This is a genomic window from Hyphobacterium indicum (assembly GCF_003129605.1).
Taxonomy (GTDB): Bacteria; Pseudomonadota; Alphaproteobacteria; order Caulobacterales; family Maricaulaceae; genus Hyphobacterium; species Hyphobacterium indicum.
The window spans coordinates 1-13,884 of sequence record NZ_QBDX01000003.1; the positions used below are offsets into that span (position 1 = coordinate 1).

Here is a 13,884-nt window from a genome sequence, read left to right on the forward strand (position 1 = left end):
GCCATTCTGGTGAGCGTTGGAGGCGAAAGGCTCATGAGCCTTGATCAGCTCACGCGCAGCAGACGTGGATTTCAAACGCGGCTTCATGATTGTTCCATTCCGAGACGGCCCGCCAGTAATTCAGCGGACGCTCTGCAAGAGCAGCGCCGAACGGATTAATCGTTTGCGGGCGTGAAGATGTCGGTCGCACCAATGGCTGTGAAAGGCGCAAAGAATCCGCCACCGGCCCCGCCGCCAATCACCATCAGCTCACCATTGATCGCGACCATCGCCGCATCGGTACGTGGCGATTCCAGGGCTGCCTCCTCGCGCCAGCCTCCGGATTCGGGGTCCAGAACCAGATGGCTCGAAAGCGTGGTGGAAAGGCTTTCGCTGCGGCCACCGGCAATATGGATCCGGCCATCAAGCGCCGCCGCCGCATGGCCAGCGCGCGGTTCGGGCAAGGCCGGGCCAATGGTCCAGCTTCCGGTTTCCGGGTCAAAAATGTCGACGCGGCCGGTCACAATGCCTTCATCCACGCCGCCAATGAAATAGATATGTCCATCCATGGCGACCGCTGCGGCACCCCGGCGGGTGATTTCCGAAGGGGCACCAATCACGCTCCAGCTTCTCGAGGCGGGATCGAAAATGAAAACCCCGTCCGTCCCGTCCTCGCCGCCAATCGCATAGAGCAGGCCGCCAAGCGCAACGAGCTGGAAGGATGCCTTCGGGCCGGGCATTGCCGTTTCGCGCTGCCAGACGCCTTCCCGCGGGTCCAGCGACCACATCTCTGCGCTTGGGCGCAGCGGTTCAAATTCCGGGCGGCGGTATCCCGCCAGATCATTGCCTGAAGCGCCGACCTGATCCGATGCTGCATATCCGCCCGCCGCATAAAGACGGCCGTCAACGGCTGCTAGACCGAACCGCTCCAGCCCGCGGGGCAGGGATGAGTCATCGCGCCATTGGAGAGTCGAAGGATCATAAACCTCAACCGTGCTGTTCGGCACGGTCAGGCCCGACCCACCGGCCGCATAGACACGGCCATTCAATTCGACCGCCGCCAGTCCTGCCCGGGCATCGAGCAATTCCGGGGCGCGCCGCCAATAGCCATCCGCCAGAGCAGCACCAGCGGTTACAACACTCAGGGAAAGTACAGTCAGAAAACGCAAGACAGTCATAACAAGTTTGCTCCTTCCCCCGCGTTACACATTGAACCCGATCTACAACAGGATGATGGCAGCCAATCCGAGAAACGCAAAGAAGCCGATCACATCTGTAACAGTGGTCACAAAAACCGATGACGCAACCGCCGGGTCGGCGCCGAACCGGCGGAGCACAAGCGGCACGGCAATTCCGGCCAGCCCGGCGAACGCCAGATTGATCACCATCGCCAGCGCAATCACTCCGGCCAGCGGTACATTCTGGAACCAGACGGCCGCAACCAGCCCCATCACGACGGCAAAGATCAGGCCATTGACGATGCCGGTCGCCAGCTCGCGGATGATCACACGGCGGGCATTGGCCGAGGTCAGGTCACGCGACGCGATGGCCCGCACAGCCACCGCCAGCGACTGCGTGCCGGCATTGCCGCCCATCGACGCGACAATCGGCATCAGAACCGCCAGCGCCACAATCGCCGTAAGGGCATCCTCGAACAGGGCAATAACGCCGGACGCCAGAATGGCCGTTGCCAGATTGACCAGCAGCCATGGTGCGCGCGACCGCACCGAGTCAAAGACGCTGTCTGACAGGCCCGCATCATTCACACCGGCTAGTGCCAGCATGTCTTCCTTGTTCTCTTCCTGAATGACATCGACCATATCGTCGATCGTCAGCATACCGGTCAGCCGTCCGTCCTCGTCCACTACGGGTGCAGAAAACAAATGGTATTTCTCGAACAGATAGGCGGCTTCTTCCTGATCCACCTCGGGAGCAATCCGGATGCGCACTTCATCCATCAGATCCGTAAGCTTCCGGCTCCGTGGGGACCGCATGATCTGGCTGACCGGTACCGCTCCCATGGGATGGAAGGCGGCATCGACGATATAGATGTCGAAGAATATGTCCGGCAGGTCCTCGCCCGCCCGGCGCATATGATCGATGGCATCTCCGACGGTCCAGAATTCCGGCGCCGCAACGAAGTCGCGCTGCATAAGGCGGCCGGCCGTTTCCTCTTCATGCTCGAAATGCGATTCCAGCATGGTCCGGTCTTCATCAGAGACTTCGGACAGGACCTGCTCACGGACATCATCATCAAGTTCTTCGAGGACATGGGCGGCATCATCGGAATCGAGATCCTTGATCGCATCGGCGATCTGGGCCGGCTCCAGAAGCCCGGTGACATCGTCCCGCAAATCCCATTGCAATTCGGCGAGCAATTCACCGGTGAAAGCATCCGGAGCCAGCTTGGCGGCCTGCCGGACCTGATCGGCGGACAACTGCTCGAGCACATCAGCCGCATCGGCCGGGTGCAACTCCGCCAGAATGTCGCGGATCTGCCCGCCATCGCGGTCACCAATGGCGGTCGCCAGGCGGGCCACAACGGCAATATCGGTATCGGCCGTGCTCTGGGCTTCGTCGTCTGTTTCGATTTCTGGTGCTAGATCGCTCATTTCGGCCCCGGCAGACTGGTCGCGCCCAGCATAGCCGGTGGCCAGGCGGGCGCCACCCGTACTAGCCGGTAAATTCAGACACTTTTATGGCGGAGGCACAGCGGTTTGCGCGCATCCGCGACTCTTCGATGTCCGCGCCGTAAGCTACCGACACGCCCATCCGCCGCTTATCATAGGACACCGGCTTGCCAAACAGGCGCAGCTGGCTGCCCGGCACCTCCAGCGCTACATCAATACCGGAGAAAACGACCCCCTCCGCATTCACACCGCCATAGATCACGGCGCTCGCCCCCGGCCGCAGCAGGCTGGTGTCTACGGGCAGACCGAGAATGGCGCGGGCATGCAAGGCAAATTCACTCTGATCCTGGGTGGAAAGCGTCACCAGGCCGGTATCATGCGGACGCGGGCTGACTTCGGAAAACCACACCTCATCGCCCTTTACGAACAACTCAACACCGAACACACCGCGCCCGCCCAGTGCATCTGTGACTTTTCGCGCCATCTCCTGAGCGGCTTGCAGTGCAGCGGCGCTCATCGGCTGCGGCTGCCAGCTTTCGACATAATCACCGTTCTCCTGGCGATGACCGATCGGCGCGCAGAAATCCGTTCCGCCGGCATGGCGCACCGTCAGCAAGGTGATTTCATAGTCGAAATCGACAGCGCCCTCGACAATGACGCGGACCTGCCTGCCCCGCCCGGCCGACAGGGCATGCTCCCAGGCTTTCTGGATGTCATCGGCTGATTTCACAAAGCTTTGCCCCTTGCCGGAAGAGGACATGACCGGTTTGACAAAGACCGGATATCCGATGTGCTCCGCTTCCCGTGCCAGCGTTTCGCCATCGCTGGCAAAGGCAAACGGGCTGGTCCGGAGGCCGAGTTCATCAGCCGCCAGACAGCGAATCCCTTCGCGATCCATGGTGAGTTGCGTCGCCCGCGCCGTCGGAATGACCGTGGCAAGACCATCAGCCTCGATCCGGCCCAGCTCTTCGGTCGCAATCGCTTCGATTTCAGGGACGATCAGATCGGGTCTTTCCAGCTCCACCAGCGCCCGGATGGCTCGAGCATCGGTCATGTCGATCACATGGCTGCGGTGCGCCACCTGCATGCCCGGCGCGTCCGCATAGCGGTCACAGGCGATCACCTCCACGCCAAGGCGCTGAAGTTCGATCACGACTTCCTTGCCGAGTTCACCGGCGCCCAGAAACATGACTTTTGTCGCTGAAGGCGAAAGCGGAGTACCGAGTGTGGTCATTGGATATGTCCCCTTTGACGATTGTCGCCATCAGGGATGGTGCGGCCGAGAAGACTCGAACTTCCACGGGTTTTACCCCACAGCGACCTCAACGCTGCGCGTCTACCAGTTCCGCCACGGCCGCATCCCCGGAAGGCGCGCGGGATAGCAGGCCCGGATGCAATTGTGAAGCATCATTGTGCGCAAATATCAGGCAGCGACAGCCTGGAAGTCGTTGGCGTCAGCAGGGCCAAGGATTTGCACGGTCACACGATCCCCCTGGATGATGATTTCACCACGCGCAATCGGGTGCCCGTTCGCCAGAATCCAGACCGGCTCGTCCTCATTGCAGGCGAGCGGAATCACGGCGCCGCGGCCCATGCGCAGAAATTGCGCAATCGGCATGGCGGATTGCCCCAGCACGACCGACAGTTCGACTTTCACCGACCCCAATTGACTCAACGCCCTGCTCCCATCCGCGCTTGAAACATGCTTTCGGTATCGCGATGTTGAGTCATGCGCCTTTCCGGCGGGTTAAGGAAACGGGATCAATGGGTGAAATTCACACAGAATGGGCAGTTTCCACAGGCTATGTCCCCTATGCGGAGGCCGTGGCCTTTATGGAAGCCCGTGCAGCCGCTATTGCGGCGGGCGAAGCGCCGGAACTGGTCTGGATGCTGGAACACCCTCCGCTCTACACCGGGGGCACCAGCGCGAAGATTTCCGATCTGAAGGATCCGGATCGCTTTCCCGTATTCGAGACCGGCCGCGGCGGCGAATATACCTATCACGGGCCAGGGCAGCGCGTCGGCTATGTCATGCTGGATCTGACCAGACGCGGACGCGATGCCCGCAAATTCGTGCAAGGACTTGAAGACTGGATTATCGGCGCGCTCGCCGGATTCGGTGTGGAAGCGGACCGCCGCTGCGGCCGGGTCGGCGTCTGGGTCAACCGCCCCGACAAGGGGGAGGGTCACGAGGACAAGATCGCGGCGATTGGCGTGCGCCTGCGCCGCTGGGTGTCCTTTCACGGTATCGCGCTCAATGTCTCACCGGACCTGTCTCATTTCGACGGCATTACGCCCTGCGGCATTGCTGATCCACGTTATGGCGTGACCAGTCTTGCCGATCTCGGCATTGAAAAAAGCCTCGCCGAAACCGACGAGGCTTTCCTCAATTCTTTCGAAACCGTTTTCGGTCCGGTCAGAAAGACCGCGCCGCCCGAACTCTAGGGCTTGGGCGTGTCGTCCCCTCCCGTGGGCTGTGCCGGTGGTGATTCCGGCGCGGGAGCAGGCTGAACCGGTGCGGCTGCAGCAGACGCCGCAACGGGTGCCGGGCCAAATCGGTTCTCGCCGGGATCGCCCGCTGAAATGCCGACCCAGATTGTATAGACGATCCAGATCAGGAACCCGAGCCCGCCAACAAGAAACAAGCTGCCCGATGCCCCGATGATCGCGGCCGCATTGACCTGATCGCTGCCGCCGGAATTTGCCAGAACGGCCATGATCGCGCCCCCGGCCAGCACAAACCCGATGATACCCAGGCCAATTTGAATCAGCCACACAAGGCCATGGATCCAGGCTGTTTTTCCGGCATCGTGCAAACGCTTCCCGTATATGCAAACCCCGACATAAATCAGGAACAGGCTGATCAGAATTCCGAGAAATGGAATGAAGCCGGCCACGATATTCGCTGCAATCAGGATCAAAATCCCGATCCAGTATTCCTGTTGCCCGATCCGGCCATTGGGGCTGAACAATACGTGTGACAGATTCATCAATTGGTTCCTTTCCGGTAGATCAGCTTAACGGGTTGATCGAGCTGGCATCCGCGGGACGCGAGCCATAGGCATTATCACCATCATCTGCCTTGACCAGCTGGTTCACGATGAATGCAGCGCCAAAATAGGTTGCGCCGCTGATCAGAACACCGAGAACAAAGCTTTTCAGCCGCCAGCCCATGCCGGTCACAGCCTCGCCCCGCATCGCCGCAGCGAACATGTCGCCCACAAAAATCGGGGTCAGAATGGCGGACAGGATCATGCTGCCGACAAAGACACCGGCCAGCACGGCAAGCGTCCAGATGGCCGGCTTGCCACCATCATGGAAACGTTTGGCGTAAAGACAGAACAAGGGGTACAGAAGCGCAATTCCAAGAATGCTGATAAATGGAATGACGATCGCCAAAAGGTTGATGACGATTGCGATCGCGAACACCGCGACGGTGCCCTGCATAAGGGAATTCGGCCCGATTCGGCCTTCGAATGTAATCAAAAGCGACTGTAGCTTGGCGGTATCCATAAGTTAGGCCTCCCCTGCCAGATAGATAATCACCTACCCTGCGAGGGGAAACCGCACCTTGTCAATCGTGTCATAGGCGACAATCAGTTTTCGCGCTTCATCGACATGAACCAGAGGCCGAACAGGAAGCTGGTCACCCAGAAGCCGGCAAAACCGGCCCAGGCGGCAGGACCGACCATTTGCAGGGCCAGTTCGGGCCGGTCTTCCATCCAGGCCTGAAACTCCGCCTGGAAGGCCGGATCCTGTGCCACGGTCATGACATCCCGGCCTTGCTCCTCGGCAAAAACGCCCATGACCTGAAACGAGCCGGCCGTTAACATCACCATCGAGGCGATGACACTGATCAACACCGCCAGAATGACCGGCAAGAGGAAGAGCATGATGCCGTCTCCGGCATCACGGCGGCGATTGATGAAGAGGAAGGATACAAAGACCACCATGAGGCCAAACAGCCCCATGGAGAAAAAGCCGAATCCATCGCCCCCGCCTTCGGTCGAAACAAGCGAGAGCCCGTACCAGGTCTTTGCCGCATCCAGCACGGCCAGCAAGACAAGGCCCGTGAGGAAAGCCATCGGCGTTGCGCGCGATACCGGCGTTACGATTGCGAGAGGATTCATGATGCGTGTCCCTGTCCAGAATGAGTGATCCTGTCGGTCGATACCCGGCCCGCTCTTCCCGATAAAGCGGGACAGTGTCCCGGATCGTCCCGCCTATTCAAATTCGATCAGCAATTCATCGGCGGAAACCGACTGCCCGGCAGTGACTTCGATGGACTTGATCACCCCGTCCATTTCGGCGCGGATGACATTCTCCATTTTCATGGCCTCGACCACCAGCAGCGGCTCACCGGCCTTGACCTCCTGCCCGGATTCCGCCTCCAGCTTCACCACGAGTCCCGGCATCGGGCTGGTAATCTGCTTGGCAGAGGCGCTGACATCCCTCAACGGCAACAGCTCGTGCAGATCCGCCGACCGGTGGGAGGCCACAATCGCGGTTGTGGCATAGCCCCGATGACGCAGACGCAGGCCTTCCGTCAGATTCTTGAACTCGACGGCAAAATGATCGCCATCCATTGTCCCGTCAAAGACATGCTCACCCGGCAACCAGGCACTTTCGAACTCGATGGGCTGGCCGCCAAGCTCGGGCAGCCAGACTTTCGCTGGCGTACCGCCGCCAATCGCCTCGTCCGGAAGCTCGATCTCGACAAGAATGCGGTCGCCATCGATCAGCACTTCCCATTCCTCGACATGAATACGCGGCGCCGGCGTCATCCGCCCGGTCGTGCGCGAGGCGCGGCGCATGTAGACGGTATGAATGAAAGCTGCGGTTCCGGCGATGATGCGCGTCTGCTCCTCGCTCGGTTCCGTACCCGAAAATCCGTCAGGGAACGTCTCGGCAATATAGCCGGTATGGATGTCGCCCTTGCGGAATTCCGCTTCTTCCAGACAGGCCGCCAGGAAAGGCGCATTCGATTGAAGGCCTTCCACATGATAACGGTCCAGCCCTTCCAGCAGGGTGTCGATGGCAATTTCGCGGGTTTTCCCGTGTGCCACGACTTTTGCAATCATCGGGTCATAGAAGAGCGAGATTTCGTCGCCCTCCCGCACGCCGGAATCAATGCGCAGCATCCCCTCGCCCAGCGCCCCTTCCGCGGGCTCTGAATACCGCTTCAGACGGCCAATGGACGGCAGGAATCCGCGATAGGGGTCCTCGGCATAGAGCCGCGCTTCAACGGCCCAGCCATTGATCTTGACGTCCTTCTGACGCAGCTGGAGCTTTTCGCCCGCCGCAATCCGGATCATCTGCTCGACGAGATCAATCCCGTGCGTCATCTCGGTGACGGGGTGCTCCACCTGCAAACGCGTATTCATCTCCAGGAAGTAGAAATTCCGGTCCTCATCGACGATGAACTCAACCGTTCCGGCGCTGTCATAATCAACCGCTTTGGAAAGCGCGATGGCCTGGGCCCCCATGGCTTCGCGCGTCGCCTTGTCGAGGAAGGGCGAGGGCGCTTCTTCCAGGACTTTCTGATTGCGGCGCTGCACCGAGCACTCGCGCTCGTCCAGATGGATCACATTGCCATGCCGGTCACCCAGCACCTGGATCTCGATATGCCGTGGCCGCTCGATGAATTTCTCGATGAAAATACGCTCATCCCCGAAAGAGGATTTCGCTTCATTCCGGGCAGACTGGAATCCATCGCGCGCTTCGGCTTCGGAATAGGCTATTCGCATCCCCTTACCACCGCCGCCAGCCGACGCCTTGATCATCACCGGAAAGCCGATCTCCGCAGAAATCCGGACCGCTTCATCGGCATCGTCGATCAGTCCCATATGCCCCGGCACGGTGCTGACATCGGCTTGCGCCGCAAATTTCTTCGAGGTGATCTTGTCGCCCATCGCCTCGATGGCATGAACATTCGGGCCGATCCACTCAATGCCGGCTTCCCTGAGGGCAATCGGAAATTTCGGGTTTTCCGACAGGAAACCGAAACCGGGATGAACCGCTTGCGCCCCCGTCTGTTTGGCCACGGCGATGATCTTGTCGATCAGAAGATAGCTCTCTCCCGGTGGCGGCGGGCCGATATAGACAGCCTCATCCGCCATTTCGACGGCCTTGGAACGGGCATCCGCCTCGGAATAGACGGCCACCGTCCGGATCCCCATCCGCTGGCAGGTCTTGATAACGCGCACGGCAATCTCGCCGCGATTGGCGATCAGAATTTTCTCGAACATGAAAGCCCTTTTGTCTCGCCCCTCTGGAAGGGTTTCAACCGGTTTACCGTGCTTGCAGCACGCGGGGCAAGTAAGGAGGCTAGTCGGGGCTGTTCCGCAACCGGTCCAGCCAGTCCATTTCCATCGTCCGCATGCGCCCGATAACGGAAACCATGAAGGCCGTCGACCATCCGATCAGCAGGAATCCGTTGAAGCTTTCCAGCGCTCCGAGGATGCGCCACGGCCCTTCGATGAAGACTTCACCGAAACCCACCGTGGTAAATGCGGAAATGGAGAAATAGAGCGCCGCCTCCATGTCGGGAAAAACCCCGATCACTCGATACAGCAGGGCATAGAGCCACATTTCGAAGGCGTGGATCACAACCAGCCCCATGACCGTCAACACGATGAAAATGCCTTGCCCGAGACGCGAATGAAATGGCCGCAGGCGGGGCGAACGCGCCTGCAAAAAGGCCATCAGCAACATCAGCCCCACCATGTGGATGACCACGGTCACTGAAATCATGGCGGCGGAAACAAGCAGGGACGGCATCATGGAATGCAGCTTACCCCGCTTCCCATTATGATCGATAGCGATAAGTTGGCGCACCAGTCAGGGAAGACAGATGAGCCATCCGATTCACAAATACTCCGCCCTCGCCCGCCCCGTCGAGCCGAAATATCCGACCAATCTGGCGGTGATGATTCTCGTGCCCGTCATTGCGATCGGCCTTTTTGTCTGGAGCCTGATCGGCGAGACCGGCATGGGCCCGGCGCTGCGCATCGGCCTGTTCGGCGCACTGGCGGCCTTCCTGACCTGGGCGCTGGGGCGGGAAATGGATCCCGATCACAACGCCACCGCCTTCATCGCCATGGCGCTGGCCGTGCTCGCCGCAGCGCTGGGCTATGGTTTTGATCTTCTGACATTGGCGGCGCTGCTGTTTGCCGTGCGTGTGGTCAACCGCACGGTCGGTCCGCAGGCAATGATCGGCGATGTGATCACGCTGGTCCTGTTGAATTTGGGCGCGGTCTTTATCGAGGGCGCCTGGTGGATGCCCTTCATATCCGTCATGGCACTGGCGATAGATGAAGCCTTCGAGCGCAGCACTCTGCCCCAGCGTCTCGCCATCCCCGCGCTGCTTGTCATGGGCATTCTGGCGTTTTTCGTCGGCGGCGGTGTCGACCTGTCGGTCACTGAAACCCTCGTCCGGGGCTGGGTCGTGACCGTTGTGGTGATCACAATTCTCGTCGCCGGAACGATAGTGAATACCGAAGAGATTGCCTCACCGATGGATGCCTTGGCCCAGCCCTGCAGCTGCCGCCGTGTTCAGGCCGGCATGGCGCTCATCCTGCTGGCCGGGATCGCCAGCCTGCTTGGCGGTCAGCCGGGACTGGCCGCCAATCTGGCCATACTGTCGGTGCTTGCTGCCAGCCTTGTCGGACGCAATATCGCGCTCGGCAGGGACAAGGACGAGGCCTAACGCACCGCCCAGGCCAGCCCGTCCGGCTCGTCTCCGGTCGCAATCTGGTCAATCACGGTCCGCGCCTGCCGGTCGATCACGGTGACAAAATCGTCCTGCGTATTGGCGATGAAAACGCGCTCACCCTCGGGCGATATCAGAATCCCGATCGGAATTGTACCGACATCAATCGTCGCCAGCAATTCGCGGCTTTCCGCCTGAAAGACCGCGACCTGGTTAGACGTGCCGTTCGAAATCCAGACTTCCTCGCCATCCGGCGTGAATTTCGCCCGGATCGGAAGCGTACCGCCCGATGGAAACGTCTCCAGAACCGTGTCCGTCGCCACATCAATCACCGAAATGGTGTTCGCGGCGCGGTTGGTGACCCAGACTTCCGTACCGTCCGGCGAGACATCAATGCCTTCCGCGCCCGCACCGGTCGGCACGGTCGTGACCTCGTTCGTGGTGCGGTCAATGACCGTCACCGAGCCGGATCCGATATTGGCGATGTAGAGTTTTGAGCCGTCCGGCGTCGGCACCAGCTGATGCGAGACGCGCTGGCCGGTCTCCCAGACATTCGTCAGCTCGCCCGTCGCAGACGACAGTTCGATCACCGTGCCGCTGGTTTCCGTCGTCGCCCAGACATAAGCGCCATCCGGCGAGACCCAGATGCCGTGCGGGCCGCGATTGCCGCCCAGCTCCCAGATATCCGTGCGCACCGCGCTGTCCAGATCGACAACGGAAATCGTCGTGCCCTGCGCGCCGCCATAATCCGACACATAGGCGGTACGGCCATCCGGAGAGACATAGACTTCATGCGGATTGGCCCCGACCGTGACCTGGCCTTCGCTCTCATAGCTGGCCGCATCAAGAATGGAGATCGTGTCATCGCCCTTGTTGACGATGACGATCTGATCATCCGCCATCGCGCCCGTGGCGGAAAGAATGGCCGCAAGGCCGGCATAGGTCAGTTTCATAACATCACTCCCCGTGGATCATCTTCAGCCGAGATGTTGATCGGCCAACCGGTTTGCAAGAGGCCGAACGATCACGGCTTTGCGATCCGGCCGCAGCGGTGTAATTTGGCAACATGAACACCATGCCCCTCTCCGATGCCCTGACGCGTGAGGAATTGCGCGATCTCTCCCGCGCCTCCGACTGGCGCGGTTTTCTGATGCTGGGCGGGGATTTCGCACTGGTGATCGCGGCCTTCGCGCTGGCCATCTGGTCGCCCTGGCTGGCACCGGTCTCGATCCTGATTCTCGCGGGCCGCCAGCTCGCTTTCGCCATTGTCATGCATGATTGCGCGCACCGGTCGCTGTTCCGGACCAAATGGCTGAACGAATTTGCCGGAAAGTGGATTGGGGGCGCGGCGATTGACGCGCCCTTCCTCGCCTATCGCGACTATCACATGAAACACCACAAATATGCCGGGACGCCGGACGATCCCGATCATGTGCTGGTCGAGGGCTATCCCGTCACCAAGGACAGTCTGCGCCGCAAATTCATCCGCGATTTCACCGGCCAGACCTTTGTGAAGGAGCTCGCCTTTTCATGGAAGGACGCAACGCTCTCCGGCAAATTGCCCTTCCTCGCCTTCCAGGCCGTGATGATCGGCGCGCTCGCTCTGGCCGGAGCCGTCTGGGCCATTGCGCTGTGGTGGGCGGCGCGGATTTTCGTCTTCCCGGCCATCCTGCGCCTGCGCAATATCGGCGAGCATGGCGTCGCCATGGACCGCTATGATCCGGAACCCCGCCGCAATACCCACACGACGAAGGCGAACTGGCTGGAACGGGTCCTCGTGGCCCCGAACCACGTCCATTATCACCTTGAACACCACATGTTCGCCGCCGTCCCGCCCTATCACCTGCCGCGCCTGCACCGCAGACTGGCCAGCCGCGGCTATTTCGAGGGCTTTGATTGCGTGAGTCCGGGCTATGGCACGGTGATCAAGAAGGCGGTGCGAGCCTAAAGCGGAATATTATCGTGCTTCTTCCAGGGGTTTTCGCATTTCTTGTTGGCCAGCGTCTTTAGCGCCTTGATCAGGCGGCGGCGCGTATTGCGCGGCTGGATGACATCATCGATATACCCGCGGCCCGCCGCCACGAAGGGATTGGCGAAGCGGTCCTCATATTCCTTGACGTGCGCAGCCATGGCCTCCTCGTTTCCGAGATCGCCGCGGTGGATGATCTCGGCCGCGCCCTTGGCCCCCATCACCGCGATTTCCGCTGTCGGCCAGGCGTAATTCACGTCGCCGCGCAAATGCTTGGAGCTCATCACATCATACGCCCCGCCATAGGCCTTGCGGGTGATGACGGTCAGTTTTGGCACGGTCGCCTCGGCATAGGCGAAGAGCAGTTTCGCGCCATGCTTGATGAGGCCGCCATATTCCTGCTTGGTGCCGGGCAGGAAGCCGGGCACGTCGACAAAGGTGACAATCGGGATGTTGAACGCATCGCAGAAGCGCACAAAGCGCGCGCCCTTGCGGCTGGCATCAATGTCCAGAACCCCGGCCAGGCTCATCGGCTGATTGGCGACAAAGCCCACGGGCTGGCCGTCAAGGCGGCCGAAACCGATAACGATATTCTTGCCGAAATCCGGCGCGATCTCGAAGAAATCGCCCTCATCGGCGGTCTTCTCGATCAGCTCGACAATGTCGTAGGGCTTGTTGGGATTGGGCGGCACCAGCGTATCCAGGCTCGGCTCCGACCGGTCCGGCCGGTCATAGGACGGGCGCACGGGCGGCTTTTCCCGGTTGGACAGTGGCAGGAAATCAATCAGCCGGCGCATCTGCACCAGGGCTTCCAGATCATTGTTGAAGGCCCCGTCCGCCACACCGGATTTCTTGGCATGGATCGACGCGCCGCCCAGTTCCTCATGGGTAACGACCTCGTTGGTGACGGTCTTCACCACATCCGGCCCGGTCACATACATGTAAGAGGTATCGCGCACCATGAAGATGAAATCGGTAATCGCCGGGGAATAGACATCGCCGCCGGCACACGGGCCCATGATCACGGAAATCTGCGGCACGACGCCCGACGCCAGCGTGTTCTGCAGGAAAATGTCGGCATAGCCGGCCAGAGAGGCGACGCCCTCCTGGATCCGGGCACCGCCGGCATCGAAAATACCGATCACCGGCGCCCCATTCTGCAGCGCGGCTTTCTGGATCTTGACGATTTTCTCGGCGTGGGTGGAGGAGAGCGACCCGCCAAAGACGGTGAAATCCTTGGAGAAGACATAGATCAGGCGGCCATTGATCGTGCCATGGCCGGTGACCACGCCATCGCCGGGGATTTTCTTGTCGGCCATGCCGAAATCGGTGCAGCGATGCTCGACAAACATGTCCCATTCTTCAAACGAGCCTTCGTCCAGCAGCAGCTCGATGCGCTCGCGCGCCGATAATTTGCCCTTTTCATGCTGCTTTTCGACGCGGTCCTTGCCGCCACCCTGACGCGCGCGTTCGCGCCGGTTTTCCAGCTCTTCAAGAATGTCCTGCATGGATGCCCCTCTTGGCGAATTCGGTTTGACCGTCAGTTAGCACTGTCCGTACGGAGGAGGCAATTTATTGGGGCGGTGTCGCCTCAA

General features: G+C 60.5%; 14 protein-coding genes and 1 tRNA gene. 3 read left to right on the forward strand and 12 right to left on the reverse strand.

The features are described 5' to 3' along the window. Positions 1–155: 155 nt before the first annotated feature. From DBR16_RS07100 to DBR16_RS07120, 5 genes are all read right to left on the reverse strand, one after another. Positions 156–1,157: a Kelch repeat-containing protein gene (locus DBR16_RS07100; RefSeq protein ID WP_109260583.1), complete on the reverse strand. Its 1,002-nt coding sequence runs from the start codon at positions 1,155–1,157 to the stop codon at positions 156–158. A gap of 42 nt (positions 1,158–1,199) precedes the next feature. Next, entirely contained in the window at positions 1,200–2,591 is a 1,392-nt protein-coding gene (gene mgtE / locus DBR16_RS07105) for a magnesium transporter (RefSeq protein WP_109260584.1), read from the reverse strand. Positions 2,592–2,652: 61 nt separating this feature from the next. Beyond that, positions 2,653–3,843, reverse strand: coding sequence for a formate-dependent phosphoribosylglycinamide formyltransferase (gene purT / locus DBR16_RS07110; protein ID WP_109260585.1), 1,191 nt, complete (start codon positions 3,841–3,843; stop codon positions 2,653–2,655). A gap of 37 nt (positions 3,844–3,880) precedes the next feature. Beyond that, positions 3,881–3,967, reverse strand: a tRNA-Leu gene (locus tag DBR16_RS07115). Between the two features lie 65 nt (positions 3,968–4,032). Beyond that, positions 4,033–4,284 carry a FliM/FliN family flagellar motor switch protein gene (locus DBR16_RS07120; RefSeq protein ID WP_109260586.1) on the reverse strand — a complete coding sequence of 84 codons (252 nt, stop codon included), beginning with the start codon at positions 4,282–4,284 and terminating at the stop codon, positions 4,033–4,035. An 89-nt stretch (positions 4,285–4,373) separates the two neighbouring features. Between DBR16_RS07120 and lipB the strand changes: the two genes are divergently transcribed. Beyond that, positions 4,374–5,054 (forward strand): lipoyl(octanoyl) transferase LipB, encoded by a 681-nt coding sequence (gene lipB, locus DBR16_RS07125; RefSeq protein WP_109260587.1) that lies wholly within the window; start codon positions 4,374–4,376, stop codon positions 5,052–5,054. Here the strand turns inward: lipB and DBR16_RS07130 are convergent. The 5 genes from DBR16_RS07130 to DBR16_RS07150 form a co-directional block, all read right to left on the reverse strand. Then, entirely contained in the window at positions 5,051–5,599 is a 549-nt protein-coding gene (locus DBR16_RS07130; RefSeq protein WP_109260588.1) for a DUF805 domain-containing protein, read from the reverse strand. The genes lipB and DBR16_RS07130 overlap by 4 nt on opposite strands. A gap of 22 nt (positions 5,600–5,621) precedes the next feature. Further along, complete coding sequence (locus tag DBR16_RS07135) at positions 5,622–6,122, reverse strand: DUF805 domain-containing protein (protein WP_109260589.1); 501 nt, start codon at positions 6,120–6,122, stop codon at positions 5,622–5,624. Positions 6,123–6,205: 83 nt separating this feature from the next. Then, positions 6,206–6,739: a hypothetical protein gene (locus DBR16_RS07140; RefSeq protein ID WP_109260590.1), complete on the reverse strand. Its 534-nt coding sequence runs from the start codon at positions 6,737–6,739 to the stop codon at positions 6,206–6,208. 93 nt (positions 6,740–6,832) lie between these two features. Continuing rightward, a complete protein-coding gene (locus DBR16_RS07145) occupies positions 6,833–8,857 on the reverse strand; it encodes an acetyl-CoA carboxylase biotin carboxylase subunit (protein WP_109260591.1) in 2,025 nt (674 codons plus the stop codon). A 79-nt stretch (positions 8,858–8,936) separates the two neighbouring features. After that, complete coding sequence (locus DBR16_RS07150) at positions 8,937–9,392, reverse strand: ion channel (protein ID WP_109260592.1); 456 nt, start codon at positions 9,390–9,392, stop codon at positions 8,937–8,939. Between the two features lie 70 nt (positions 9,393–9,462). On the opposite strand from DBR16_RS07150, the gene DBR16_RS07155 reads away from it, so the two are divergent. Further along, the gene (locus DBR16_RS07155) at positions 9,463–10,317 is read left to right on the forward strand and encodes a hypothetical protein (protein WP_109260593.1); all 855 of its coding nucleotides are present in this window, start codon (positions 9,463–9,465) and stop codon (positions 10,315–10,317) included. Here the strand turns inward: DBR16_RS07155 and DBR16_RS07160 are convergent. Next, on the reverse strand, positions 10,314–11,273 hold the full coding sequence (locus DBR16_RS07160) for a YncE family protein (RefSeq protein WP_109260594.1): 960 nt from the start codon (positions 11,271–11,273) through the stop codon (positions 10,314–10,316). The two genes, DBR16_RS07155 and DBR16_RS07160, sit on opposite strands and share 4 nt — an antisense overlap. 113 nt (positions 11,274–11,386) lie before the next feature. On the opposite strand from DBR16_RS07160, the gene DBR16_RS07165 reads away from it, so the two are divergent. Continuing rightward, positions 11,387–12,268: a fatty acid desaturase family protein gene (locus DBR16_RS07165; protein ID WP_109260595.1), complete on the forward strand. Its 882-nt coding sequence runs from the start codon at positions 11,387–11,389 to the stop codon at positions 12,266–12,268. On the opposite strand, the gene DBR16_RS07170 is transcribed toward DBR16_RS07165, so the two are convergent. Then, on the reverse strand, positions 12,265–13,797 hold the full coding sequence (locus DBR16_RS07170; RefSeq protein ID WP_109260596.1) for an acyl-CoA carboxylase subunit beta: 1,533 nt from the start codon (positions 13,795–13,797) through the stop codon (positions 12,265–12,267). The genes DBR16_RS07165 and DBR16_RS07170 overlap by 4 nt on opposite strands. Between the last annotated feature and the right edge of the window lie 87 nt (positions 13,798–13,884).

Excerpts from the sequence above, each read along its gene's own strand:
- DBR16_RS07130 (WP_109260588.1), bottom strand. The coding sequence starts at position 5,599 with ATGAATCTGTCACACGTATTGTTCAGCCCCAATGGCCGGATCGGGCAA.
- purT (WP_109260585.1), bottom strand. The coding sequence starts at position 3,843 with ATGACCACACTCGGTACTCCGCTTTCGCCTTCAGCGACAAAAGTCATG.
- DBR16_RS07100 (WP_109260583.1), bottom strand. The coding sequence starts at position 1,157 with ATGACTGTCTTGCGTTTTCTGACTGTACTTTCCCTGAGTGTTGTAACC.
- DBR16_RS07145 (WP_109260591.1), bottom strand. The coding sequence starts at position 8,857 with ATGTTCGAGAAAATTCTGATCGCCAATCGCGGCGAGATTGCCGTGCGC.
- DBR16_RS07170 (WP_109260596.1), bottom strand. The coding sequence starts at position 13,797 with ATGCAGGACATTCTTGAAGAGCTGGAAAACCGGCGCGAACGCGCGCGT.
- DBR16_RS07165 (WP_109260595.1), top strand. The coding sequence starts at position 11,387 with ATGAACACCATGCCCCTCTCCGATGCCCTGACGCGTGAGGAATTGCGC.
- DBR16_RS07135 (WP_109260589.1), bottom strand. The coding sequence starts at position 6,122 with ATGGATACCGCCAAGCTACAGTCGCTTTTGATTACATTCGAAGGCCGA.
- DBR16_RS07160 (WP_109260594.1), bottom strand. The coding sequence starts at position 11,273 with ATGAAACTGACCTATGCCGGCCTTGCGGCCATTCTTTCCGCCACGGGC.
- lipB (WP_109260587.1), top strand. The coding sequence starts at position 4,374 with ATGGGTGAAATTCACACAGAATGGGCAGTTTCCACAGGCTATGTCCCC.
- DBR16_RS07140 (WP_109260590.1), bottom strand. The coding sequence starts at position 6,739 with ATGAATCCTCTCGCAATCGTAACGCCGGTATCGCGCGCAACGCCGATG.
- DBR16_RS07155 (WP_109260593.1), top strand. The coding sequence starts at position 9,463 with ATGAGCCATCCGATTCACAAATACTCCGCCCTCGCCCGCCCCGTCGAG.
- mgtE (WP_109260584.1), bottom strand. The coding sequence starts at position 2,591 with ATGAGCGATCTAGCACCAGAAATCGAAACAGACGACGAAGCCCAGAGC.
- DBR16_RS07150 (WP_109260592.1), bottom strand. The coding sequence starts at position 9,392 with ATGATGCCGTCCCTGCTTGTTTCCGCCGCCATGATTTCAGTGACCGTG.